Origin of the sequence: Mesorhizobium sp. M6A.T.Ce.TU.002.03.1.1 (assembly GCF_003997275.1) — a bacterium.
Classification (GTDB): domain Bacteria; phylum Pseudomonadota; class Alphaproteobacteria; order Rhizobiales; family Rhizobiaceae; genus Mesorhizobium; species Mesorhizobium mediterraneum.
The window spans coordinates 1-24,504 of record NZ_RZTI01000091.1; the positions used below are offsets into that span (position 1 = coordinate 1).

The 24,504-nt window shown below is 63.2% G+C and carries 21 protein-coding genes and 1 pseudogene; 11 read left to right on the top strand and 11 right to left on the bottom strand.

All coding sequences use genetic code 11. From position 1 onward, the window contains the following. Positions 1-1,025, bottom strand: a pseudogene (locus tag EOC93_RS23220) (mechanosensitive ion channel family protein); the annotation flags it as partial. Positions 1,026-1,245: 220 nt separating this feature from the next. Between EOC93_RS23220 and EOC93_RS23225 the strand changes: the two are divergent. The 4 genes from EOC93_RS23225 to EOC93_RS23240 are packed head-to-tail and all read left to right on the top strand — an operon-like array spanning position 1,246 to position 6,398. After that, positions 1,246-2,505: a sarcosine oxidase subunit beta gene (locus EOC93_RS23225; RefSeq protein WP_095486723.1), complete on the top strand. Its 1,260-nt coding sequence runs from the start codon at positions 1,246-1,248 to the stop codon at positions 2,503-2,505. An 11-nt stretch (positions 2,506-2,516) separates the two neighbouring features. After that, entirely contained in the window at positions 2,517-2,813 is a 297-nt protein-coding gene (locus EOC93_RS23230; RefSeq protein WP_095486724.1) for a sarcosine oxidase subunit delta, read from the top strand. Beyond that, positions 2,810-5,803, top strand: a complete 2,994-nt coding sequence (locus EOC93_RS23235; RefSeq protein ID WP_127205774.1) for a sarcosine oxidase subunit alpha — start codon at positions 2,810-2,812, stop codon at positions 5,801-5,803. Before EOC93_RS23230 ends, EOC93_RS23235 begins: the two co-directional genes overlap by 4 nt. Then, positions 5,796-6,398, top strand: a complete 603-nt coding sequence (locus EOC93_RS23240) for a sarcosine oxidase subunit gamma (protein ID WP_126106093.1) — start codon at positions 5,796-5,798, stop codon at positions 6,396-6,398. The genes EOC93_RS23235 and EOC93_RS23240 overlap by 8 nt, the downstream gene beginning before the upstream one ends. Positions 6,399-6,450: 52 nt before the next feature. Here EOC93_RS23240 and EOC93_RS23245 read toward each other — a convergent pair whose 3' ends face one another. Further along, positions 6,451-7,155, bottom strand: a complete 705-nt coding sequence (locus EOC93_RS23245; protein WP_095486727.1) for a nitroreductase — start codon at positions 7,153-7,155, stop codon at positions 6,451-6,453. 297 nt (positions 7,156-7,452) lie between these two features. Between EOC93_RS23245 and EOC93_RS23250 the strand changes: the two genes are divergently transcribed. From EOC93_RS23250 to EOC93_RS23265, 4 genes are read left to right on the top strand one after another with little or no spacing between them, the layout of a single operon-like run. Further along, the gene (locus EOC93_RS23250; protein ID WP_126106092.1) at positions 7,453-8,040 is read left to right on the top strand and encodes an XRE family transcriptional regulator; all 588 of its coding nucleotides are present in this window, start codon (positions 7,453-7,455) and stop codon (positions 8,038-8,040) included. Positions 8,041-8,060: 20 nt separating this feature from the next. Then, positions 8,061-10,514 (top strand): FAD-dependent oxidoreductase, encoded by a 2,454-nt coding sequence (locus EOC93_RS23255; protein ID WP_095486729.1) that lies wholly within the window; start codon positions 8,061-8,063, stop codon positions 10,512-10,514. Next, entirely contained in the window at positions 10,514-11,695 is a 1,182-nt protein-coding gene (locus tag EOC93_RS23260; RefSeq protein WP_095486730.1) for a pyridoxal phosphate-dependent aminotransferase, read from the top strand. Before EOC93_RS23255 ends, EOC93_RS23260 begins: the two co-directional genes overlap by 1 nt. Next, the gene (locus tag EOC93_RS23265; protein ID WP_164547178.1) at positions 11,692-14,151 is read left to right on the top strand and encodes an FAD-dependent oxidoreductase; all 2,460 of its coding nucleotides are present in this window, start codon (positions 11,692-11,694) and stop codon (positions 14,149-14,151) included. Before EOC93_RS23260 ends, EOC93_RS23265 begins: the two co-directional genes overlap by 4 nt. Before the next feature lies 1 nt (position 14,152). On the opposite strand, the gene EOC93_RS23270 is transcribed toward EOC93_RS23265, so the two are convergent. The 7 genes from EOC93_RS23270 to EOC93_RS23305 all read right to left on the bottom strand — a co-directional run bounded on the left by EOC93_RS23270 (position 14,153) and on the right by EOC93_RS23305 (position 21,095). Further along, positions 14,153-14,740 (bottom strand): NAD(P)H-dependent oxidoreductase, encoded by a 588-nt coding sequence (locus tag EOC93_RS23270; RefSeq protein WP_126106090.1) that lies wholly within the window; start codon positions 14,738-14,740, stop codon positions 14,153-14,155. Further along, entirely contained in the window at positions 14,740-15,321 is a 582-nt protein-coding gene (locus tag EOC93_RS23275) for an NAD(P)H-dependent oxidoreductase (protein ID WP_095486732.1), read from the bottom strand. The genes EOC93_RS23270 and EOC93_RS23275 overlap by 1 nt, the downstream gene beginning before the upstream one ends. A gap of 206 nt (positions 15,322-15,527) precedes the next feature. Further along, positions 15,528-16,925: an FAD-binding oxidoreductase gene (locus EOC93_RS23280; protein ID WP_127205782.1), complete on the bottom strand. Its 1,398-nt coding sequence runs from the start codon at positions 16,923-16,925 to the stop codon at positions 15,528-15,530. Further along, positions 16,925-18,226 carry a cytosine deaminase gene (locus EOC93_RS23285; RefSeq protein ID WP_127205775.1) on the bottom strand — a complete coding sequence of 434 codons (1,302 nt, stop codon included), beginning with the start codon at positions 18,224-18,226 and terminating at the stop codon, positions 16,925-16,927. Before EOC93_RS23285 ends, EOC93_RS23280 begins: the two co-directional genes overlap by 1 nt. 186 nt (positions 18,227-18,412) lie before the next feature. Then, on the bottom strand, positions 18,413-19,264 hold the full coding sequence (locus EOC93_RS23295) for an ABC transporter permease (protein ID WP_126106088.1): 852 nt from the start codon (positions 19,262-19,264) through the stop codon (positions 18,413-18,415). After that, positions 19,251-20,081: an ABC transporter ATP-binding protein gene (locus EOC93_RS23300; protein WP_127205776.1), complete on the bottom strand. Its 831-nt coding sequence runs from the start codon at positions 20,079-20,081 to the stop codon at positions 19,251-19,253. Before EOC93_RS23300 ends, EOC93_RS23295 begins: the two co-directional genes overlap by 14 nt. 9 nt (positions 20,082-20,090) lie before the next feature. Further along, the gene (locus tag EOC93_RS23305) at positions 20,091-21,095 is read right to left on the bottom strand and encodes an ABC transporter substrate-binding protein (RefSeq protein WP_126106086.1); all 1,005 of its coding nucleotides are present in this window, start codon (positions 21,093-21,095) and stop codon (positions 20,091-20,093) included. 253 nt (positions 21,096-21,348) lie between these two features. Here EOC93_RS23305 and EOC93_RS23310 point away from each other — a divergent pair, with 253 nt between their 5' ends. From EOC93_RS23310 to EOC93_RS23320, 3 genes are all read left to right on the top strand, one after another. Beyond that, a complete protein-coding gene (locus tag EOC93_RS23310) occupies positions 21,349-21,732 on the top strand; it encodes a RidA family protein (RefSeq protein ID WP_127205777.1) in 384 nt (127 codons plus the stop codon). Positions 21,733-21,815: 83 nt separating this feature from the next. Further along, positions 21,816-22,619: a creatininase family protein gene (locus EOC93_RS23315; RefSeq protein WP_127205778.1), complete on the top strand. Its 804-nt coding sequence runs from the start codon at positions 21,816-21,818 to the stop codon at positions 22,617-22,619. Between the two features lie 158 nt (positions 22,620-22,777). Next, positions 22,778-23,281 carry a GNAT family N-acetyltransferase gene (locus EOC93_RS23320; protein WP_127205779.1) on the top strand — a complete coding sequence of 168 codons (504 nt, stop codon included), beginning with the start codon at positions 22,778-22,780 and terminating at the stop codon, positions 23,279-23,281. Positions 23,282-23,339: 58 nt separating this feature from the next. Here EOC93_RS23320 and EOC93_RS23325 read toward each other — a convergent pair whose 3' ends face one another. Both EOC93_RS23325 and EOC93_RS23330 read right to left on the bottom strand, forming a co-directional pair. Next, positions 23,340-23,849, bottom strand: a complete 510-nt coding sequence (locus EOC93_RS23325; protein ID WP_127205780.1) for a tyrosine phosphatase family protein — start codon at positions 23,847-23,849, stop codon at positions 23,340-23,342. A 115-nt stretch (positions 23,850-23,964) separates the two neighbouring features. Next, positions 23,965-24,504, bottom strand: a 540-nt coding sequence (locus EOC93_RS23330) for an aminotransferase class I/II-fold pyridoxal phosphate-dependent enzyme (protein WP_127205781.1), incomplete at its 5' end; no start/stop codon positions are given.

Genomic DNA, 24,504 nt, shown 5'->3' on the forward strand with positions numbered 1-24,504 from the left:
CCGATAACCACCGCCATGGCCGTCGTCAGCCGCACCAGCCAGCGTGCCGGGCCGGTTTCAACGGGTATGAGCCGCCAGTTCGGCAGCCGCGGCTCCAGCGCCGCATTGGTCAGCCGGTTGACGCAGAACACCACCGCTATGACGGCGACCAGCGCATTCAGGAATACACCGATATCGCCGCGCAACACGTTGTAGTAGTTGAAAAAGAACACGGTCGAGACCAGGAAGACGCCGACCGCCAGCGTCGGCAGCAATGTCGACCAGAACGCCACCGACAGCCGGCTGAGATAGGAGGGGTCCTCAACGGAAGGGTCCGCTTCGAAGACACGCCCGAACAGACGCCGCCCACCGACAAAAAGCACTGCAGCCAGCGAAAGCGCCATCAAGGTCGCAGCCAGCACGGCCTGGAATTTGAACTTGAAGGCGAAGGTCAGCCAGGACGATACCGCCTTGTAAAAATTGGCGTATTCGTCCTGCGCATCGGAGAAGACCTCCGGGCTCAGTGCATCGGACAGCACATAACGTTTGGTGAGCACATTCCGAAACAGCTCGCTGCGCATGGTGCTAATCTTGTCGATCAGTCCGCTGATGCGGATCGACAGGTTCTGCGCGCTGGCGATGACGGCATTGATCTCCGCCTTTTCGGCGGCCAGTGCCCCGCGCTCGCTGGTGACGATCTCGGGTTCCTGTGGCTGACCCTCGGCCGGCGGCGCGCCCAGCACCTCGATACGGTTGTTGATGTCGGCAAGACGCGAACGAAATGCCAGCGCACTGGTCAACGCTGCCCGCGAAATATCCTCCAGTTGCAGCCGGATATCGACGAGGCCCGCGTCCTCCTCGGCCTCCTGCGGTATCTTTTTCTCGAGATCGTCGGTTTTGGCGGTCAGGTCCTGGATCGCCTTCATCTGCTCTGCGATCAGCGCGGCGGCGCCTTGGCCGATGGCCTGCGCCATCGCGTCGGAAGACGGCGGCGCCAAGACGAAAAGCGCAAGGATCAGAACCAGGCGGAGCAAACGAAAGAACATGATGTTTCCGGCGACTCGCGGACGGCAAAAGGCGGTTTCAAAAGCCCGTCCTTGATAAAGACGCTCATATCAAGGAGCAAGCCGTCGCGGGCGGCTCGTTTTCGGAGTCGGCCAGTCGAAAAGCGATGGCGCAATATTGGCTTTGCGGCAGCGGCCTGCTCTATAGTGTGCCGCATCGCCCAAAACGGATGACAAAAAGCCAGAACGGATAACAATAAGAATGGCGGAATATTCGGCCTTCTCGCTTCTCAAAAACGCGCTGACCGGCAACAAGGACTGGAAGCCGGCCTGGCGCAAGCCGGATCCGAAGGCATCCTACGACGTGATTGTCATCGGCGGCGGCGGCCACGGCCTGTCGACCGCCTATTATCTCGCCAAGGAGCACGGCATCACCAATGTCGCGGTGCTGGAGAAGGGCTGGCTCGGCTCGGGCAATGTCGGCCGCAACACGACGGCCGTTCGCTCCAACTACCTGCTGCCTGCCAACACCCGCTTCTACGAACATTCGATGAAGCTGTGGGAGAACCTGTCGCACGACCTCAACTACAACGTCATGTTCTCGCAGCGCGGCTGCCTGAACCTGGCGCACACGCCTGCCCAGCTTGACGATCTTGCGCGACGCGGCAACGCCATGCGCCATCTCGGCGTCGACGCCGAACTGATGACCACGGCGGAGATCGCACGCCTGATACCGGCGCTGGACGTCTCGGGCGCGGCTCGCTTCCCGGTCGTCGGCGGGCTGATGCAACCGCGCGCCGGCACCGCCCGCCACGATGCCGTCGCCTGGGGCTATGCGCGCGGCGCCGACCGTCGCGGCGTCGACATCATCGAAAATTGCGAGGTCACCGGTTTCCTGCGTGATGGCGACCGCGTCACCGGCGTCTCGACCTCGCGTGGTGAGATCCGCGCCAAGAAGGTGGCGGTCGCGGTGGCCGGCAGCACCGGACGGGTCATGCAGCTTGCCGGCATCGAGACGATGCCGATCGAGAGCCATGTGCTGCAGGCCTTCGTGACGGAATCGCTGAAGCCATTCGTCAATACCGTCCTCACCTTCGGCATGGGCCATTTCTACATGTCCCAATCGGACAAGGGCGGCCTTGTCTATGGCGGCGATCTCGACGGCTACAACAGCTACGCCCAGCGCGGCAGTTTGCCTATTGTCGACGAGGTGATGAGCGAGATGCTGGCGCTGTTTCCGGGGCTTGCGCGCGTGCGCATGCTGCGCTCCTGGGGCGGCGTCTGCGACATGTCGATGGACGGCTCGCCGATCATCACCACCGGCCCGCTGCCGGGCATGTATCTCAACTGCGGCTGGTGCTACGGCGGCTTCAAGGCGACGCCGGCGTCTGGCTGGTGCTTTGCCTGGACCATCGCCAAGGACGAGCCGCACGACTTCAACGCGCCCTTCACGCTCGACCGCTTCCATCGCGGCATGGTGATCGACGACAAGGGCCAGGGCGCGACGCCGCGGCTGCATTAGGTAAGACGAAAATGCTGATCACTTGCCCCTATTGCGGCCCGCGCGATGTCATCGAGTTCACCTACCAGGGCGACGGCAACCGCGAGCGCCCTCAGCCCGCGTCGCAGAATCTCGACGCCTGGAACGCCTATGTTTACGATCGGTTGAATCCGGCGGGTGACCACAACGAGATCTGGCAGCATTCCGGCGGCTGCCGCGCCCATCTCAAGGTCGTGCGCAACACGCTGACACACGATATCTCCAGCGTCGCCTTCGCGCGCGGCGACCACAAAGCCGCTGCGCGCCACAAGGCGGAGGGCAAGGCATGAGCCCACGCCGCACGGATGCCGGTGGTCGGATCGACCGGCTGCGAACCATCCGGTTCACCTTCGATGGCGCGCCTTACACCGGCCATGCCGGCGACACGCTTGCCTCGGCGCTGCTGGCCAATGGCGTCACCTTGTTCGGGCGCTCGTTCAAATATCACCGCCCGCGCGGCGTGCTGACATCAGGCGTCGAGGAGCCGAACGCCCTGGTGACGGTGCTGCGGGGCGAGGTTCGCGAGCCCAATATTGCCGCGACCATGGTCGAGATCTATGACGGGCTGACCGTTGTCAGCCAGAACCGCTTTCCATCGCTGTCCTGGGATGTCAGCGCCGTCAATCAGCTCGGCGGCAAGCTTCTGTCCGCCGGCTTCTATTACAAGACCTTCATGGGACCCGCGATCGGCCCGCTGAAGAGCACGCGTTTCTGGATGTTCTGCGAGCATTTCATCCGCCGGGCCGCCGGTCTCGGCCGCGCCGGGACTGCTCCCGACACGGCGCGTTATGAGCGCATGAACGCTTTCTGCGATGTGCTGGTGGTCGGCTCAGGTCCGGCCGGGCTGATGGCCGCCAGGGCAGCCGCCGATCAGGGCGCCCGTGTCATCCTCAGCGAGCTCGAACCGCATTTCGGCGGCTCGGCCAACTGGTCAGGCGAGACGATCGACGGCATGCCCGGGGCGGACTGGGCAGCGCGAGCCGCCGGCCAGCTCGAAGGCTATGACAATGTCCGCCTGCTGCCGCGCACCACGGTCTGGGGCTATTACGACGGCAACACGCTCGCTGCGCTTGAACGGGTCACCGACCATAAGGAGAGACCAGGCAAGGGCGAACCGCGCCATCGCTACTGGACCATTCGCGCCAAATCGGTGGTGCTGGCCACCGGCTCCTTCGAGCGGCCGCTGGTGTTTCCGGGCAACGACCGGCCGGGTGTGATGCTGGCGCATGCCGCCGAGCGCTACGCCAACGAGTACGGCGTGCTGCCGGGCAACAGGATCGCAATCTTCACCAACAATGACAGCGCCTATCGCTCCGCTCTTGCGCTGAAGAATGCCGGCGCGGCCATCGTCGCCATCGTCGACGTGCGGCCGGAGCTTTCGAGCGAGATGCGCGAGCTCGCCGATGAAGCGGAAGCCAAGATTCTTGCCGGTCACGCCGTGGTCGCCACCGAAGGCGGCAAGGCGCTGTCCGGCATCAAGGTGCAGCGCTTCGACATGGTCAACGGCGCGCTTGCCGGCGATCCGCGCAGCATTCAAGCCGACTGCCTGCTGATGTCGGGAGGCTGGTCGCCGACCATCCATCTGGCCAGTCAGGCCGGCGCTAAGGCGGAATGGAATGCCGCCAGGCAAGCCTTCCTGCCACCGAAGCCAACCCAGCAATGGATTGGCGCCGGCGCTTTCACCGGCAGCTTCTCCACCGCCGAGGCCATCGCCGAAGGTCGCGCCGCCGGGCTTTCGGCGGCCGGCGGGACCGGCGCACCAACGGCCTTGCCGGTCGTCGAAGCAGCACCCGGCGATCCCGACCCGGCGCCTGTGTTCGAGATCAAGGCCGATGGAAAAAGCTTCGTCGATTTCCAGCACGACGTGACCGCGGAGGATGTGCGGCTGGCGCATCGCGAAGGCTTTGTCTCGGTCGAGCACCTGAAACGCTACACCACGCTCGGCATGGCGACCGACCAGGGCAAGAACTCCAACATACCCGGCCTCGCCATCATGGCCGAAGCGCTGGGCAAGCCGATCCCGGAAGTCGGCACGACACGCTTCCGCCCGCCCTTTTCCGCGGTGTCTATCGGCTCGCTCGCCGCAGAACGCTTCGGCGACCTGAGGCCAGAGCGGCTGACGCCGATGCATGACTGGCACGTCGCCAATGGCGCAACCATGTATTCGGCCGGCCTCTGGTATCGCCCGATGATTTATGGCCATCCCGGCGAGACGATCGAGCAGGCCTATGTGCGCGAAGCCAGGGCGACGCGCGAGAGCGCCGGCATCGTCGATGTCTCGACACTGGGCAAGATCGCCGTGCAGGGTCCGGACGCAGCGGAATTCCTCGATCGGGTCTACACCAACATGTTCTCGACGCTGGCCGTCGGCAAGGCCCGCTACGGGCTGATGCTGCGCGAGGACGGCCTCGCTTTCGACGACGGCACGACGTGGCGGCTCGGGGATCAGGACTTCCTGATGACCACCACCACGGCCAATGCCGGCAAGGTGATGCAGCATCTGGAGTATTTCCTTGACGTTATCTGGCCGGAGCTGAAGGTCCACGTCACCTCGGTGACCGACGAATGGGCGGGTGCCGCCATCGGCGGACCAAAGGCGCGAGCCATTCTTGCCGCTTGCATCACTGGCACCGCCGTCGACAACGCCACGCTGCCTTTCATGGGCATCGTGCACGGCAAGATATCAGGCGTGCCGGTGATGATCTGCCGGCTGTCTTTCTCCGGCGAAATGGCCTTCGAAGTTTACTCCGGCGCCGGGTACGGCACCCATGTCTGGGAAGCGTTGATCGAAGCCGGCAAGCCGTTCGGACTGGTGACTTACGGGCTCGAGGCGCTGGGCACGATGCGCATCGAGAAAGGCCACGTCACCGGCGCCGAGATCGACGGCCGAACCACGGCGCGCGACCTGCATCTCGACTGGATGCTGTCCAAGAAACAGCCCTTCATCGGCTCGGCGATGATGGATCGCGAGGGGCTGATCGCTCCCGGCCGGCTGGAACTCGTCGGTCTGATTTCGCTGGACAACCAACCGCTCAACGGCGGCGCGCACATCGTCGAGGCGCTTGACGAAGCCAATCCGCACGATTCCATCGGCCACATCACCGCTTGCTGTTATTCGCCGGCGCTCGGCAAATACATCGCGCTCGCTATGGTCAAGGACGGCAAGGCACGGCGCGGCACGCGCGCCCATATCTCCGATCCCCTGCGCAACCGGTTCGGCCCGGTCGAGATCGTCTCCAACCACTTCTTTGATCCGGACGGGAGCCGCATGCATGGTTGAGCGCCAATCACCGCTTGAGCTGGCACCGCTTGAGCCGGAACTGCGCACCGGCTCGCACGGCGATTTCGAACACGGCATCGATGTCATCCTCTCCGAAACCAGGCCGGGATCGATCCTGCAGCTCGCTGCCTGGCCGGGCCAGGAGAAGAAGTTGATATCAGGCATCCGCACCGTTACCGGCCTTGCTCTGCCCGATGGCGCCGGCGCCGGCAGCACCGACGGCGTGAGGTCGGTGTTCGGCTTCGCGCCGGGAAAATTCACAGTGGTCGACGAGGCCGAAGGCCTGGCATCAGCCTTTGCCAATGTCGTCACCCCGGCGATCGGCACGGTGACCGACCTGTCGCACGGCCGCACCGCGATCCGCATCGCCGGACCAAAGGCCGAATGGGTGCTGGCAAAACTCTTCGCCATCGACTTCGCGCTGCCGGCCTTCCCGGTCGGCGCCGGCCGCTCGACCATGCATCATGACGTCTTCGCGCAGATCCAGCGCACCGGCGCCGACCAGTTCGACATCTATGTGTTCCGCTCGTTTGCGCGCTCGTTCTGGAAGGCGCTCTGCCATGCCAGCGAGGAAGTCGGCTACGAGGTGCAGTAGACCGAGGCGGCGCGTCGTCACCTCACTTGGCGCCACCTCATTTGGCGCCACCTCATTTGGCGAATGTCACCCACTCTTCCAGCGGCGCGCGGTCGGTGCGGAACTCGTTTTCGGGCTTGGATCTGTCCTCATGGCCGAGCGCCATGCCGCAGACGACGATCTCCTCGTCGGGGATATTAAGCACCGGCCTGATCTGCTTGTGATACGGTGCAAAGGCCGCCTGCGGACAGGTGTGCAGGCCCCTGCCCCGCGCCGCCACCATGATGTTCTGCAGGAACATGCCGTAATCGATCCACGAGCCCTTGTTCAGCCGCCGGTCGACCGTGAAAATCATGCCGACCGGTGCGTCGAAGAAGACGAAGTTGCGGTCGTGCTGCGCACGCATCCTGTCCACCTCGCGCCGGCCGATGCCGAGCGCGCCGTAGAGGCCGAAGCCATTCGCGCGCCGCCGGGTGAGATACGGTTCGAAGAACTGGTCGGGGTAATAGCGATATTCGTCCCAGTCGGCCTTTTCGGCGCGGATGCCGGAATTGAGGATGGCGTCGGTGATCCGCTGCTTGACCTCGCCCTTGGTGACGTAGACCCGCCAGGGCTGCATGTTGGTGCCCGAAGGTGCACGCGCGGCGACAGAGAGAATGGCGCGGATCGTCTCGTCATCGACCATCTCGGGCAGGAAGGCCCGCACAGAACGGCGTGACGTGATCGCCTCGTCGACGATCGCCGCATCCTTGGCAATCCGGGTGTTGTTTTCCAGCATGGGCCGTCCCTTTACGCGTAATCCCTAAACCGGAATCGATTCCGGAAAGATCATGCGCCGTCCAGAAAATGGGAGAGCACCATTGCGGGTCCAATTGACGCGTGGCGCTCTATCGTAAGCGTCGACCGGGCGCCCTCAATCGCCGTTCGTGGCCGAGCCTTTGCCTGAACCGCCAAAATGGCGCAAGCAAATCTTGTGGCCTCATGAAAATCGTCTTGATTTTTTCACGAACTTGACCTCTCATGAAATTTCCCCCAAATTTTTCACCAAGGGGAATTTTTCAGTAAGAGAAATGGCTTGACCTCAACCGCCGTCAGATCGGAGCAGGAAAACCGCGAACGGCTGCTGGCCGGCGATATCAGGGCGCTGCGCAGGGCGCGCGGGCTGACGCTTGCCGAGATCGGCCTGAAGCTCGGCCGCTCCGTCGGCTGGGTCAGTCAGGTCGAGCGCGGCCTGTCGATACCCTCGCTCAGCGATCTCAGGGCCTTCGCGGAATTGTTCGGCGTGCCGGTCAGCCTGTTCTTCAGTCACGACGTGCCCGTCGAGAACGAGCGCGGCGTGGTCGTGCGCGCCGGCAGCCGCCGCACGCTTGGCACAAGCGATTCCGGCCTGGTGGAGGAGCTTCTTTCGCCTGATCTCGGCGGTAGCTTCGAGATGCTGCGTTCGGTCTTCGCGCCGGGTGCGGAGCTGAAGACCGAGGCGCGCCGGCCGACGGAGGAAGCCGGATATGTCGCTTCCGGCAGCTTCGACATCGAGATATCAGGCGTCTGGCACCGGCTTGGTGAGGGCGACTCCTTTCGCTTCGACGGCAAGCCGTTCCGCTGGCGCAATCCTGGAGCGGAGCCGGCTGTCGTCATCTGGGTGGTTTCGCCACCTGTCTACTGAATATAGGTCTGGAGAAAAACATGGCGGGTTTGCCGACCACGGCACGTGTGGTGATCATCGGAGGCGGTGTCGTCGGCGCCTCCTCGCTCTACCATCTCGCCAAGGCGGGCTGGACCGACTGCGTGCTCCTGGAGAAGAACGAGCTCACCTCCGGCTCGACCTGGCATGCGGCCGGCAATGTGCCGACCTTCTCCTCGTCGTGGTCGCTGATGAACATGCAGCGCTATTCGACGGAGCTTTATCGCGGGCTGGCCGATGCGGTCGGCTATCCCATGAACTACCACGTCACCGGCTCGCTCAGGCTGGCTCATACGGTCGAACGCATGCAGGAGTTCCAGCGCGCCAAGGGCATGGGCCGCTATCAGGGCATGGACATCGACGTGGTCGGGCTCGACGAAATCAAGCGCCGCTATCCATTCATCGAAACGCATGAGCTGAAGGGCGCGCTCTACGATCCGAGCGACGGCGACATCGATCCGGCGCAGCTGACCCAGGCGCTGGCCAAGGGCGCCCGCGACATGGGAGCGAAGATCATCCGCTTCTGTCCGGTCACCGGCGTGCGCCGCGAGAAGGACGAGTGGGTGGTTGTAACAGCGCAGGGCGAGATCCGCTGCGAGATCGTCGTCAACGCCGCCGGCTACCGCGCGGCCGAAGTCGGCAAGATGTTCGGCCGCGACGTGCCGATGATGGTGATGAGCCATCAATATATCCTGTTCGAGGAAATCCCCGAACTGGCCGCATGGTCGAAGGAGCAAGGCAAGAAACTGCCGCTGCTGCGCGATGTCGACACCTCCTATTATCTGCGCCAGGAAAAGAACGGCATGAATCTCGGCCCCTATGAGCGCAATTGCCGTGCGCATTGGGTCGGCCACAACGACCCCATGCCCGATGATTTTTCGTTCCAGCTGTTCCCCGACGATCTCGACCGGCTGGAGGACTATCTGGCCGATGCCGTCGCCCGCGTGCCTATCCTCGGCACCGCCGGCCTGTCAAAAGTCATCAACGGCCCGATCCCCTACGCGCCGGACGGCAACCCGCTGATCGGCCCGATGCCCGGCGTGCCCAACGCCTTCGAGGCCTGCGTCTTCACTTTCGGCATCGCCCAGGGCGGCGGCGCCGGCAAGGTGCTGGCCGAATGGGTGACTGAGGGCCAGACCGAGTGGGACATGTGGTCCTGCGATCCGCGTCGCTTCACCAGCTTTGCCTCGGCCCCGGATTACTGCATCGCCAAGGGCATGGAGATCTACGGCAACGAATACGCCATCCAATTCCCGCGCCATGCCTGGCCGGCTGGACGCGACCGTAAACTGTCGCCGATCCACGATCGCATCAAGGCGCTCGGCGCCTGCTTCGACGCCTATAATGGCTGGGAGCGCGCCACCTGGTACGCGCAAGCCGGCGACGACGTCTCGGAAGCCGCGACGCTGACCTTCCGCCGCTACGGGCCCTGGCAGCATCGCGTCCGCGAAGAGTGCCTCGCCGTGCGCGACGCCGCCGGCATTTTGGACCTGCCTGGTTTCTCCCGCTTCAACCTCGACGGCCTTGGCGCTGCCGAATGGCTGAGCCAGCAAGTCACCGGGCTGGTGCCGAAACCCGGCCGCATCGGCCTCGTCTATTTTGCCGACGACAAGGGCCGCATCGTCACCGAAATGTCTGTGGTGCGTCACGATGAGAACCTGATGACGCTGATCACCGCCGCGGTGGCGCAGTGGCACGATTTCGAGTGGCTGAAATCACGCATGCCGAAGCATGCGACATTCAAGCTGATCGATCGCACAGAGGAATATTTCACGCAGATCCTCGCCGGACCCAACTCGCGAAAAATCCTCGCCGATATCTGCGCCGCCGACCTTGCTCTGCCCTGGCTGACGCATCAGGAAACGACAATCGCAGGCCGCTGGGCGAGGCTACTGCGTGTGTCCTTCGCCGGCGAACTCGGCTGGGAAATCCACACCAAGATCGACGACACCGCCGCGATCTTCGATGCCGTCTGGGCGGCCGGGCAGAAGCATGGCCTGAAGCCGTTCGGCATGTACGCGCTGGATTCGCTTCGGCTCGAAAAAGGCTACCGCGCCTGGAAGGGCGATCTGTCGACCGACTATTCGATCCTGCAGGGCGGGCTGGAGCGCTTCGTCAAATGGGACAAGCCGGATTTCCGCGGCAAGGCAGCGTTGCAAAATGAGAAGCAGCAGGGTGTCAAGAAACGCTTCGTCACGCTGACCGTCGAAAATCCCGGCGACTGCGATGCGCCCACCATGTCGACGCTGTGGCATGACGGCGAGATCGTTGGCGAGACAACATCCGGCGGCTGGGGTCATCGCATCGACAAATCGATCGCGCTCGGCATGCTGCGCGCCGACCTCACCGAGCCGGGAACCACGGTCGAGGTTGAAATCTTTGGCGAGCGCTTCACGGCGGTCGTACAGAACGACAAGCCGCTGTGGGATCCGAAGAACGAGAGGCTAAGAGCATAATGCCCAGACCATCATCGCGTATTTCCGGCATCGTGCCTTCCGGCAAGGATGGCTGGGAGGTTCATTCCGCTGCCTGGGCACGCAAGGAGGCCGGCGAGGACATCATCATGCTGTCGGTCGGCGACCATGATTTCGATGCGCCGGGCCAAACCATCGAAGCCTGCGTGACAGCGGTTCGCGCCAGCAACCACCACTACACCCCGCTTCCCGGCATTCCGCGCCTGCGCAAGGCGATGGCGGCAGCCTCGACCGCCTGCACCGGCGTCCCAACCAGCCCCGACCAGGTCATCGCCACGCAGGGTGGACAGGCGGCACTCTACGCTGCCGTGCAGGCCGTGCTCGACCAGGGCGACCACGCCATCGTGGTCGCGCCCTATTACGCCACCTATCCAAACACCTTCAGTGCGGCGGGCGCGGAATTCACTGTCGTCGAGACGCCGGCCGAGGATGGTTTCCAACCCCGCGCGGACATGATCCGCGCCGCCCTTCGCCCGAACACGCGGGCCATCCTCATCAACACACCGAACAATCCGACCGGCGCCGTCTATTCGCGGCAGCATCTTGAAGAGCTGGCGCAGATCTGCCGCGAGCATGACCTCTGGCTGCTGTCGGACGAGGTCTACTGGACGCTGGGTGGTGGCGAGCATATCTCGCCCCGCGCCCTGCCCGGCATGGCCGAGCGCACGCTCGTCATCAACTCGATGTCCAAGAGCCATGGCATGACCGGCTGGCGCATGGGCTGGCTGACCGGCCCCGAAACGATGATCTCGCTGCTGATCAACCTCAATCTGGTGACGACCTATGGTTTGCCGGCCTTCATCAGCCTCGCTTGCGCCGAGGCGCTGGAAAACGGCTACGGCGTCACGGAGATTGCCGAACGCTATGCTGCAAGGCGCAGCGTCGTCCTCGATGCCATGCGCGGCATGAACAACGTCACCGTGCGCGGTTCCGAAGGCGGCATGTATGTCATGCTCGACATATCGGCTCTCGAGCCCGACGACGAGAAGTTCGCCTGGGCTCTCCTCGACAAGGAAAAGGTCGGCGTGATGCCCGGCTCAAGCTTCGGCGAGGCGGCCGCCGGCCATATTCGCGTCAGCCTCTGCCAGCCCGAGGCGGTGCTTTTGGAAGCAGCCCTTCGCTTGCGCCGTTTTGCTTCCAGCTATCGCCGTGAGGCTGCATGAGCGCCCTGCCCGCCAAAACCATTCCTCCCAAAGCAAGGGCTGTCATTATCGGCGGCGGTGTCTCCGGCTGCTCGGTCGCCTACCATCTGGCCAAGCTCGGCTGGACCGATATCGTGCTGCTCGAACGAAAGCAGCTGACATCGGGCACGACATGGCACGCCGCCGGCCTGATCGGCCAGTTGCGCGGCTCGCAGAACATGACGCGGCTGGCGAAATATTCGGCCGACCTCTACGTCAAGCTGGAAGCCGAGACCGATGTCGGCACCGGCATGCGCCAGGTCGGCTCGATCACCGTGGCGCTGACCGAGGAGCGCAAGCACGAGATCTATAGGCAGGCGTCTCTCGCCCGCGCCTTCGACGTCGACGTGCGCGAGATTTCGCCTGGTGAAGTCAAGGAGATGTATCCGCATCTCAACATTTCCGACGTGGTCGGCGCCGTGCATCTGCCGCTCGACGGCCAGTGCGATCCCGCCAACATCGCCATGGCGCTGGCCAAGGGCGCGCGCCAGCGCGGTGCGACCATCGTCGAGAACGTGAAGGTCACCAAGGTCCACACTAGGGCCGGCCGCGTCACCGGCGTTTCCTGGGCGCAAGGCGACGAGCAAGGCATGATCGAGGCCGATGTCGTCGTCAACTGCGCCGGCATGTGGGCGCGCGAGCTCGGGCGCCAGAACGGCGTCACCATCCCGCTGCATGCCTGCGAGCATTTTTATCTCGTCACCGAGCCGATCCCCGGCCTCACCCGGCTGCCGGTGCTGCGCGTGCCGGACGAATGCGCCTACTACAAGGAAGATGCCGGCAAGATGATGCTCGGTGCCTTCGAGCCGGTGGCCAAGCCTTGGGGCATGGATGGCATCCGTGAGGATTTCTGCTTCGACCAGTTGCCCGAGGATTTCGAGCATTTCGAGCCGATCCTCGAAATGGGCGTCAACCGCATGCCGATGCTGGCCAGCGCCGGCATCCACACCTTCTTCAACGGTCCCGAGAGTTTTACGCCCGACGATCGCTACTATCTCGGCGAGGCGCCGGAGCTTTCCGGCTATTGGATGGCGACCGGCTATAATTCCATCGGCATCGTCTCCTCCGGCGGCGCCGGCATGGCCCTGGCGCAATGGATCAACGATGGCGAGGCACCGTTCGATCTGTGGGAGGTCGATATCCGCCGCGCCCAGCCGTTCCAGAAGAACCGCCGTTACCTCAGAGAGCGCGTCTCCGAGACGCTCGGCCTGCTCTACGCCGACCATTTCCCGTACCGCCAGATGGCGACTTCACGGAACGTGAGACGCTCTCCCCTACACGAACATCTGAAGGCGCGCGGCGCGGTGTTCGGCGAAGTCGCCGGCTGGGAACGCGCCAACTGGTTCGCCCGCGAAGGCCAGGAGCACGAATACCGCTATTCCTGGAAGCGGCAGAACTGGTTCGACAACCAGCGCGAGGAACATCTGGCGGTCCGAAACGGCGTCGGCCTGTTCGACATGACCTCGTTCGGCAAGATCCGTGTCGAGGGCCGCGACGCCTGTGCATTGCTGCAGAAGCTTTGCGCCAACGACATGGACGTGGCGCCGGGCAAGATCATCTACACCCAGATGCTCAACCAGCGCGGCGGCATCGAGAGCGACCTCACCGTCTCGCGGCTGTCGGAAACGGCGTACTTCCTCGTCGTGCCCGGCGCGACGCTGCAGCGCGACCTGGCCTGGCTGCGCAAGCACCTCACCGATGAATTCGTCGTCATCACCGATGTGACCGCTGCAGAAGCCGTTCTCTGCCTGATGGGGCCGGACTCGCGAAAATTGATTCAAAAGCTGAGCCCGAACGATTTCTCCAACGAAACCAATCCATTCGGCACGTTTCAGGAGATTGAAATCGGCATGGGACTGGCCCGTGCTCACCGCGTCACCTATGTCGGCGAGCTCGGCTGGGAGCTTTATGTCTCGACCGACCAGGCCGCCCATGTCTTCGAGGCAATAGCTGAGGCTGGCGCCGACGTCGGCCTAAAACTCTGCGGTCTGCACACCCTGGATTCCTGCCGCATCGAAAAGGCCTTCCGGCATTTCGGCCACGACATCACCGACGAAGACAATGTGCTGGAGGCGGGCCTCGGCTTCGCGGTGAAGGCCGGCAAAGGAGATTTTCTCGGCCGCGATGCCGTGCTGAGGAAGAAAGAGACCGGATTGAACCGGCGCCTGGTGCAGTTCCGCCTGAGAGACCCTGAGCCGCTGCTCTTCCACAATGAGGCGATCCTGCGCGACGGCAAGATTGTCGGCCCGGTCACCTCGGGAAATTACGGCCACCATCTCGGCGGCGCCGTTGGGCTCGGCTACGTGCCTTGCCAGGGCGAGAGCGAGGCGGATGTGCTGTCGTCGTCCTACGAGATCGAGATCGCCGGCGAGCGCTTCGCCGCCGAAGTGTCGCTGAAGCCGATGTACGATCCGAAAGCGGAACGAGTGCGGATGTAGCTCAGAAGCGCTCCAGCTTCTTTCTTCCTTTCTCCAGAAATGCCGCCCTCGTCTTTGGCGTCGACGCGTCCATCAGGTAGTGGGCCAGAAAGAACGTCTTGCAGCGGGTGGCGCAGAGCGCCCGCATGCCGCGCAGGATTGTCTTGCGTCCCGGCTGTCCGACGACGACGCTCCACCAGGTCGGCGCGCCGCAGGTCGTGATCACCCCGATCTTCGTCACATGCCTCATCAGCGACTGAATCCGTCCTTTGCCCGCTGGTAGCTTAAAGGCGACGTCGGTCGCCCAGACCCGGTCTAGCCACCCCTTCAGCATTGCCGGCAGCCCGTACCACCATGTCGGATAGATGAAGAGGATTGCCTGGGCCCAGTTTAGGTGGTCGATGTGCGGCTTGAGCGCCGGGTCCTGCGGGGCATGCTCATTGTAGGAGCGTCGCTCGCCGCAGCCCATGACCGGATTGAAATTCTCCGCATAGAGGTCGAGCAGCCGCACCTCCCAGCCCCTCGCCTTCAGCACCTCGATGGCACTATCCCGGATCGCGGCGCAAAAGCTTTCGGGCACAGGATGGCAGTAAACCACCAGGACCCGCATCAGAAGGCATCCATGCTGGCGGCGACCTTCGCCATGAATCTTTTCCGCGTTTCATCGGTCGACAGGTTCATCGAGTAATGCGCGAGATAGGAAACGGAGGCGCCTGGCTTGACCGTGGCGCGCAACACACGCTTGACCAGCTTTCGCGGCGGGTCGCTCATCAGCATTGCATGGAGCCGGCTGCCGCCATAGGTGGTGACCGCCGCCAGCTTGCGGATGTTGTGCAGCGACGGCTTCACCTTGCCGTCGACCAGCTTGAACGACACGCCAGGCAGGAAAACGCGGTCGAAGAACCCCTTCAGGATCGCCGGATAGCCGTAGTTCCACACCGGGAATGACAGCACCAGCGCCTCGGCCTTTTGCAGCCTCTCGATATAAGCGGCCGCCGGATCAGCGGCGCCGCGCTCGTCGTGATAGCTGACCCGTTCGGCGCGCGTCAGCCTGGGATCGAAATTCTCGGCATAGAGGTCGCAATCGTCGACGGCATGGCCAGCGGCCGTCAGCCGCTCGACGATCACCTTGTGCAAACCGGCATTGAAGCTGGCCTCGACCGGATGGGCGTAGAGCACGAGGATTTTCATTGAAGTGCTCGCAGGTTGGCGCGAGGCACCCCCCTCTGCCCTGCCGGGCATCTCCCCCTCAAGGGGGGAGATTGGCCGTCACCATCGGTTTTGCCAAACACCAACGCGGCAAGGGGATCGAGGCGTAGAAACTGCCAATCTCCCCCCTTGAGGGGGAGATGGCCGGCAGGCCAGAGGGGGGTACAGCGCCACACGCTCGTCATCGTTCAACCCGCCTTCTCCAACCCCTTGAACAGGAACGACTTGCCCGAGCGATAGTCGTAGTCCGGGTTTTCCCAGGCGATCATCTTGCCGGGATTGAGCAGCCCTTGCGGATCGGTCTCGCGCTTGAAGGCGAGCTGCACCTCGTCCGTCTGCTTCATGCCGCCCTCTTCCAGCGTGTAGCGGTGCGGATTGAAGACCCAGCAGCCATTGTCTTCATGGATGCGGATGATCTCGTCGAGCCGCTCCGCTGTCGTGAAGCGGACCAGCGGCAGTCCGGCCACGCCGATCGCGCCATCGAAGCGGATGAATTCGAGATGCGTCGGCACCTCGTCGCCGAAGCGATCGATCATCGCCTTGACGTAAGCGAGGTGATCCGGCGAGGGATAGCGGGTCTGCAGATAAGTAATCGTCGAGTCGACCCTGATGGCACGCAGCGTCGTGTGGTTCCAGGTCAGCTCATAGGCCGGCGGCAGGCCTTTGAGATCGGCCTCCTTGTCGGCGCGGAAGACGATCTCGCCCTTGCTGCGTGCGGTGAGGGCGACAAAGGCATCCATCGCATGCGACGCGATCATGCAGACGACGATGCTTTGCTCGCGCCGGAACAATTTCTGGTGCCGCTTGAAATAGTCATAGGGGATCGGAGCGGCGATCGGCGTGATCAGTTTCGCCAGAATGCCATCCTGGATGGCAAGACCATTGCCGAAACCGGCTGCATCCATGAAATCGTCGAAGCCGACTATGACATCGATCCAGTCGTAGCTTGCGGTCAGCGGCATCTCGACCTCGGTGATGATGCCGTTGGTGCCGTAGGCATGCATGACCTTCAGCACCTCCTCGCCGGTAAGATCCATGATGCGAGGCTCCGCCTCCATCGTCACGGTCCTGAGCCTGATGACATTGCCGAGGTCGCGCAGCCCGCCCCAGCGGATCGAGCCAATGCCGCCTGAACCGCCGGCGACAAAGCCGCCTATACTCGCCGTGTTGTAGGTTGACGGCGACATCCGAAGCTCCTGTCCGGAATGCGCCCGCGTCGCTCTGTCGATGTCGGCAAGCACGGCACCCGGCCCGGTCACGACGCGGCCCGGCGCAATCGTCTTGATCGTATTCATCTCGGCAAGGTTGAGCACGACGCCGCCGGACAGCGGCATAGCCTGCCCATAATTGCCGGTGCCGCTGCCGCGCGGCGTCACCGGAATGCCATGCCGGTGACAGGCGGCGAGCACGCGGATCACCTCGTCTTCCGTCTTCGGCGTCACGATCAGGTCGCCGGTCACATGGTCGAGCTGCTGCTTCAGCACCGGGCTGTACCAGTAGAAATCGCGGCTCTTCTGCTGGACGATCGCCGGATGGTCGTCGATCTTCAGACCGTCGAGGTCGCGCTTCAGTGCCGAAATGTCCATCATTTCACCATCAGCTCGTCGAGTTCGGCATAGTCGGGCAAGTGGCGCTCGATGGCGCGGCCATCGCGCACCACGATGCGATCCGATTCGGGCCGCGACAGCAATTCCGTCCAGCTCCGCCCCCTAAAGACGACGAAGTCGGCCGCGCTGCCTGCGGCAAGCATGCCGAAACCATCGAGCCGCATCACCTTGGCCGGCGTCGAAGTCACCGCTTGCGGCCAATCGCCGACCGGGTGATCGAAATGCAGGATACGCGTCGCCATGCGGTAGACCTCCAGCATGTCGAGATCGCCATAGGCGTAGAACGGGTCCCGGGTGTTGTCGGAGGCGACGGCCACTGGAATGCCGCGCGCCTTCATCTCGTGCAGCAGCGTCACGCCGCGCCAGCGCGGCGTGGTGTTATCAGCCCGCCGGTCCTGCAGATAGAGATTGCACATCGGCAGCGACACCACGGCGAGCCGCGCCTTCGCCACCTTGTCCAGCGTGTCCAGCACATCGAGATCGGGCTGGCGTGCCAGCGAGCAGCAATGGCCGACAAGGATGTTTCCCTCAAAACCGTTCCATAGTGCCGCCTCGGCGATCTTCTTCAGCGAGATCGCCGAGGCGGCGTCGGTCTCGTCGGCATGGAAATCGAGGTCGAGGCCATGCTTGATCGCCTGCGCAAACACCTGGTCGAGAAGCTCTTCCAGGTCCGGCAGCATGTAGGTGACGACGCCGAGCACGCCCTTGGCCGCGGCGACGCGTTTGGCCAATCCTTCGAACCATTTCCCGTCGCGCACGCCTTCGATGCCGAGCAGACAGGCCGCCTGCAGCTCGATGCGGCCGCGCCATTGCTCCCGCATCGTCTCGAACACCGGCCAGGAGATCTCCTCCTGCGGCGCGACGCTGTCGAGATGGGTGCGCAGGCCTTTGGTGCCGTGCGCGTACGCTGAGCGCAGCGAAAAATCCATGCGGCGGGCAACATCGTCCGCGCTCCAACGGGCAGCGCGGTCAGCGCCGGTGGCATTCAGCGCGCCCATGAACGTGCCGTCGGGATTGGGTTTTCGAGGCCAGATATGGCCCTTGTCGATATGGGTGTGGCAGTCGACAAAGCACGGCATGACGATGCGGCCGCCGAGGTCGATCGTGCCTGCCGGTGTATTGGACTGGCGATGCGCGACGACGCTGGAAATCCTGCCGTCGGCGACGGCGATATTGGCGAGCGCAAACCCGTCGGCGTCGAAGGCTGCGGCAAGGCCCGGCGTCAGTGACGCATGAAGTCGGACGTTCGCAAGATGATAAGAACCAGAGGCCGGTATCAAGCCTTACCCCCCTCTGTCCTGCCGGACATCTCCCCCTCAAGGGGGGAGATTGGCAGCTTCGACCGAGGCGCTTCCTTTGCCGCGTCCGAGATTGGCGAAAACAAAACATGCAGCCGATCTCCCCCCTTGAGGGGGAGATGTCCGGCAGGACAGAGGGGGGTGTTTCGCGCAGACATTTCACCCACCTTACCGCTCCTGCTTCAGCGCGCTTTCATGCCAGCGCCGCAAAATGAGATGCGAGATCAGCGACAGCACCAGGAAGATCAGAATGCCGGTGAACGAGATCAGGATCAGCGCCGCGAACAGCCGCGGTGCGTTGAGCCGGTAGCCGGCCTCGATGATGCGCGAGGCAAGCCCCGACGACTGGCCGGTGGCCCCGGCGACGAACTCCGCCACCACCGCGCCGATCAGCGACAGGCCGCCGGCGATCTTCAGCCCACCGAGAAAATAGGGCATCGCCGCCGGCAGCCTGAGATAACGCAATTGCTGCCAGCGGGTCGCGCCGTTGAGCTTGAACATGTCGCGCAGATTGCGGTCGACGGAATTGAGGCCGAGTGTGGTGTTGGACAGGATCGGGAAGAAGGCGACGATCCAGGCACACAGCAGAAGCTTCGTCGTCTGGTTGTCGACATAGATGTTGATCAGCGGGAAGATCGCGACGATCGGCGTCACCTGCAGGACGATGGCAAACGGGAAGAACGACATCTCCACCCATTTCGATTGCGCGAACAGCACCGCCAGCCCGACACCGCCGATGACGGCCAGAAGCAGGCTGAGGAAGGTGATCTTGAGCGTCACCAGCAGCGAGGAGAACAGCAGCCCGGCATCGTCGAACAGCGTTTGCAGCACCACACCGGGGCGCGGCAGGATATATTTCGGAATGTCGTTCCAGACGCAGATTCGATCCCACAGCCAGATCGCCAGGATCATGATCGCCAGCGGCAGCACCCATCGGCCGATCTGCTCGAGCCGCTCCTGGCGCACGCGACGCGCCTCCTCGGGGTCGAGCGTCAGTGCGTGTTCTTCAATGGCCGTCATGATGGGGTCCGGCGGTTGAGTTGATGGCGCCGATCAGCACATCGGATGCCTGGCGGCAGAGCGCGGCATAGTCGGGCGAGGTACGGAAGGTCTCGTTGCGCGGATAGGGCGCATCGATGGCGAGTTCTTTGAACACCCGGCCCGGTCGCGCCGCCATGACCACGACGCGGTTGGAGAGGAAAACGCTTTCAAAGACGCTATGGGTAACGAAGACGACGGTGAAACGCTCGTCCTGCCATAGCTCCAGAAGATCGTTGTTGAGCTTGAAGCGGGTGATCTCGTCCAGTGCTGCGAACGGCTCGTCCATCAGCAGAACGCGCGGCTTGGTCACCATGGCGCGGGCGATCGAGACGCGCATCTTCATGCCGCCGGAAAGCTCGCGCGGCACCGCGTTCTCGAACCCGGTCAGGTGAACCCGCGCCAGCATCTCCATCACGACAGGCGCAGCCTTGGCCCGCGACACGCCCTTCAGCCGCAGCGGCAGCCAGATATTGTCGAAGACATCGGCCCAGGGTAGCAGCGTCGGCTCCTGGAAGACGAAGCCGATGTCAGAGCGATCGACAGAGCTGCTGCCGCGCCAGTCGAGCAGGCCGGAGTTCGGCGTCGACAGGCCGGCAATCAGCCGCAGCGCCGTCGACTTGCCGCAGCCGGAGGGCCCGAGAAGGCTGAGGAAATCGCCTTCCCGGATCGTCAGGTCGACGGCGCTGAGCGCTGTCACACCGTTGGAAAAGACCTTGCCGACGCCGCGCAGCGCCAACAGCATCGGACCCGTGCCCGATGCGCTCGCCGGCGCTTGCGCCACTTTCTCCTGCATCATGCCCGGGTGCTATTTCTTCAGGTCGATCCCGACGCCCTTGTTGACGAAAGCCAGCGTGTAGGACTTCTTGATGTCTATATCGGCCGGCACGACCTTGGCCTTGACCATCTTGTCGTAGAAGCTCTGGATGCGCGCGTCGGTCATCGCGCCGATGCCGAGTTTTTCCGTGTCGCCGGAATCGACGATGCCGAATTTCTTCATCTGCTCGATCGAAAACGCGATCTGTTCGTCGCTGATGTCGGGGTTATCCTTCTTGATCGCCGCGTTGGCGGCAGCGTTGTCGCCGTAGAGATAGTTGTACCAGCCCTTGGCCGAGCCATCGACGAAGCACTGAACCACCTCCGGCCGCTTGTCGATCGTGGCCTGCATGGTCTCGATCGTCGTCGCATAGGTGTCGAAGCCGTAGTCGGCGAGCAGGAACAAATTGGGCTGGAAGCCGCCTTCCTTGGCGACGGCATGGGGCTCCGACGTCACGTAGCCTTGCTGGATCGATTTTGGATTGGCGATGAAAGGTGCGGGGTTGAAGGTGTAGGGCACGCGCTTGGCCGGATCGAAGCCGAATTCCGTTACCATCCATTGGAAGAAGCTCTGTGCACCTTCGTCAGCGATGATGTACTGGTCCGCGTTCTTCAGATCCTCCCATTTGTCGAGCCCTTGACCCGGATGGGCCATGATCACCTGCGGTTCTTTCTGGAAGGAGGCAGCGACCACGCGCAGCGGAATCTCCTGCTGCACGGCGTCGAAAGCCTGCAGCATGTTGCCGCCCATGTAGAAGTCGATCTTGCCGGCGAGCAACAGCGGCCGACCGCTGACCTGCGGGCCACCTTGCATGATCGTTACGTCGAGCCCGCAAGCGGCATAGGTGCCATCAGCGGCCGCCTGATAGTAGCCGCCGTGCTCGGCCTGGGCGAGCCAGTTGGTGCCGAAGGTGACCTTCTCATTTGCTGCCGCGCTCAGCGTGCTCGCGGCAACCAGCACGATCGCACCAGCCGAAATCTTAAGGTTTCCGTCCATCCACACCACCCTTTGTTGGCTCGGGCGCGTCACGCGCCGGGCTCGGCACCATCGATTCAAGAAGCAAGACACATGCCATCGCCGGGACCGCCCGCTTGCGCCACGGTGGTGCGCGAAGGCCGGACTGGTCATGCTGTACCGGAGGCATCGTGCCTATTTTTTGAACGCCTGTCCACAATCGCCCTGATAGCATGCACTGCATCTTGAAGGGGCCACCAATCCCGCTTTAGGCTGGCGGAGACTGGAGATCGTCATGTTCAAATTCCTCACGCCGAAATCGATCAAGCCGCCCTTCGCCCGCTATAGTCATGGCGTCGAGGTGCCTCCGGGCAAGAGGCTGGTGTTGTGCTCGGGACAGGTCGCCATCACGGTGGATGATCAAATCCCGGAGGATGCTGGCGCCCAGGCCGAACTCTGTTTCCAAAACATAGCGGCGATCCTCGGCGAGGCTGGGCTCGGAATTCAAGACATCGTCCGCATCAACGCCTATGTTACCGACCGCGCTTTCCTCAGGCCCTATATGGACGTCCGCGACCGCCTGTTCACCAGCCCGGCGCCCGCCTCGACGCTGATGATCGTGTCCGGTTTCGCCCGGCCGGAATTCAAGGTCGAGATCGAGGTCATCGCGGCAGGGTGATCGACAGGCGATCCTTCCCGCGCTAGGTCTGCATCGAAGAGGCCGGCCTATCGAAAAGGCCAGTCTGTCGAAAAAGGCATAACATGACCGTTGCGAAAAGACGCGTGTGGTGGGGCGATTACCGGACCACCGAATACGCCACCATCGACCCGGAGGCGACGATCGCCGTTCTGCCGGTGGCGGCGATCGAACAGCACGGCCCGCATCTGCCGGTTTCGACCGACACCTCGATCATGAACGGCATGCTCGACACGATGATCGCCCGCCTGCCGGGTGATCTCGACATCCGCATCCTGCCCGTCCAGGCGGTGGGCAAGTCGAACGAGCACCTGCATGCGCCGGGGACCATCACTCTGCCGGCGGCGACCTTGATCGAGGCGTGGACCGAGCTTGGCCTGTCGATAGCGCGCGCCGGCATCAGGAAACTGATCGTCGTGAACTCGCATGGCGGCAACGAGGAGATCATGGGCATCATCACGCGCGAATTGCGCGTGCGTGCAAAGATGCTGGCGGTGAAGACCAGCTGGCAGCGCTTTGGCCGGCCGGCCGGCATGTATACCGCGCTTGAGGACCGCCAGGGCATTCATGGCGGCGATGTCGAGACCTCGCTGATGCTGCATTTCCGGCCGGATCTGGTCGACATGGCAAAGGCCGACAATTTCGTGTCCAACGTCGCCCGCGCCGAAAAGGAATTTTCGCTGCTGCGCCACACCGGAACGCACGCCTTCGCCTGGATCGCTACCGATCTCAACCCGAACGGCGTGGTCGGCGATGCCAGCATTGCAACGGCCGAAAAGGGCAGGCTTACCGCCATCCATCAGGCCGACGGTTTCATCAGCCTGCTGAAGGATTTGCGCAAGGCCAAGCTGGTCGATTGGCTGGCCTAGGGGTCTGTTTCAGGTCAAGGTGAGCCAAAATGCGGATTTCTGCACACGCCGCGCTTGAGGTTCAAGGCAGACAGCCACTTTTGATGGCGCTAGTTTCCAGACCGTGCGTAAAGTAAAGTATCGCCGGATGCTTCTAGTCTCACATCCATGGGTGCGCGATGGTTGTCGTCACAAAGGCACTGACCCTTGCTGACTTCCATGAAGCCGGCGCACTCATCGCGGAGATGGGCCAATGGGACGTTGCACAATGCGGCGTGCACGGACTTCCGTCCGAAGATGTGATTTCCGCCTACTATTCTGACGATGCCGCGAGCTTGTTGGAGAAATGCACCTCGCCCAGCACAGGCATGTACCTCGCTCGGGCTGGCTCTGTCGCCTTAGGTTGCGTCGGCTACGTCAGTCATGGAGATGTTGCCGAGATCATTAAGCTCTTCGTGCGTCCGGAAGAACGAGGAAAAGGCGTAGGCGCCCGCCTACTTGCGACGGCGCTCGATGCTATCGAGCAGTCCAGGTGCCAAAAGGTGAACCTAGTGACAGTTTCATTCATGACGAATGCGATCACCCTTTACCGCCAGTTCGGCTTTCAAGAGTGCGAACCGTTCGAACCGGCACCGAAGGGCTTGGAGAAAGCTACGCGGTACATGGAAAGGGTCATCAAATAGCTTGGATGAAAACAGGCGCAGCCCATCCAGATCGGGATGGATCAGGTTCTGACCAGAATCAGCCGTCGATCTTCAGCGCGAACGGCGTGCCTTCGAAGGCGTCCGCGCCGCGCCCAATCGCCTCGATGGCGCGGCTCATGCGGCCGTTGCGATCAAGCAGCGCGTCGGCAACTGCGATCAGTCGCGGATTGGGCGTCGCCGAGGGCGATAGCGCCCGCAGCGTCTCAGCCAACTCGACCTCGTCGCGCTTCGGCGCCAATGCCGCCGCGATGATATAGGCCGAGGCCGTCGAACGGCTGATACCGGCATAGCAATGCACGACCAGCGGCCTTGCACGATCCCATTGCCGCGCGAAATCGAGCAGGCCGCGGACATGTTCCTCGCCCGGCATGGTCATGCCGTCCTGCGCCACGGCGATGTCGTGCATGACCAGATGCAGATGGTTTTCCCTGGTGATCGAGGCCGGGCGCATTACCTCGGTGCCGGCGGCCAGCAGGGAAAGCAGCCGCTCGGCGCCGGTTCTCGCGACCGTTTCCTCGACCTTCGACAGTGAACAGACATGGATCATTGCTTGATCTCCTAATGCATGTCGCGCAAAAAGTGCGCAGCGGTTTTGCGATAACGACATGCATAAGAACAAGAACTTAAAGCGCGTCGCATGAATCCGTTTAAAGCGACGCGCCTTAGGCGTTATCGTCGCGCTGTTGCGCCCAGTCGGCAAGAGCCGATTCGAGCCGCTGCCATTCTTCCTCCGGACCCGGCAGCCCGGCGCGCAGCACATGCGGCCGGCCGGAGAAATGACGAAGCAGGATGCCACGCTCGCCAAGTGCCGAAAACAGGCCGGCGGCGTCCGTCAGCCTGACATAGCGGAACAGCGTGGTGCCGCCGGCGACAGGCACGCCGAAGCGGCCGAACAGCGCATCGAGCCGCGCCGCATCCTCGGCCAAACGGCGTCGCATCTCGGCCTGCCAACCGGTGTCCGCAAGTGCGCGGATCCCATATTCGAGCGCCGGTCCGGCGACCGCCCATGGCCCGAACTGCGCCTCCAGCCGCTCGACCGTCAGCGTGTCGGCCAGTGCAAAGCCAAGCCGCAGCCCGGCGAGGCCAAAGAACTTGCCGAAGGATCGCAATACGACGATGCCGCCTTGCTCGACATCGCCGGTCAGGCTTTCGCCCAGCGGACCGACATCCATGAACGCCTCGTCGACGACCAGCAACCCGCC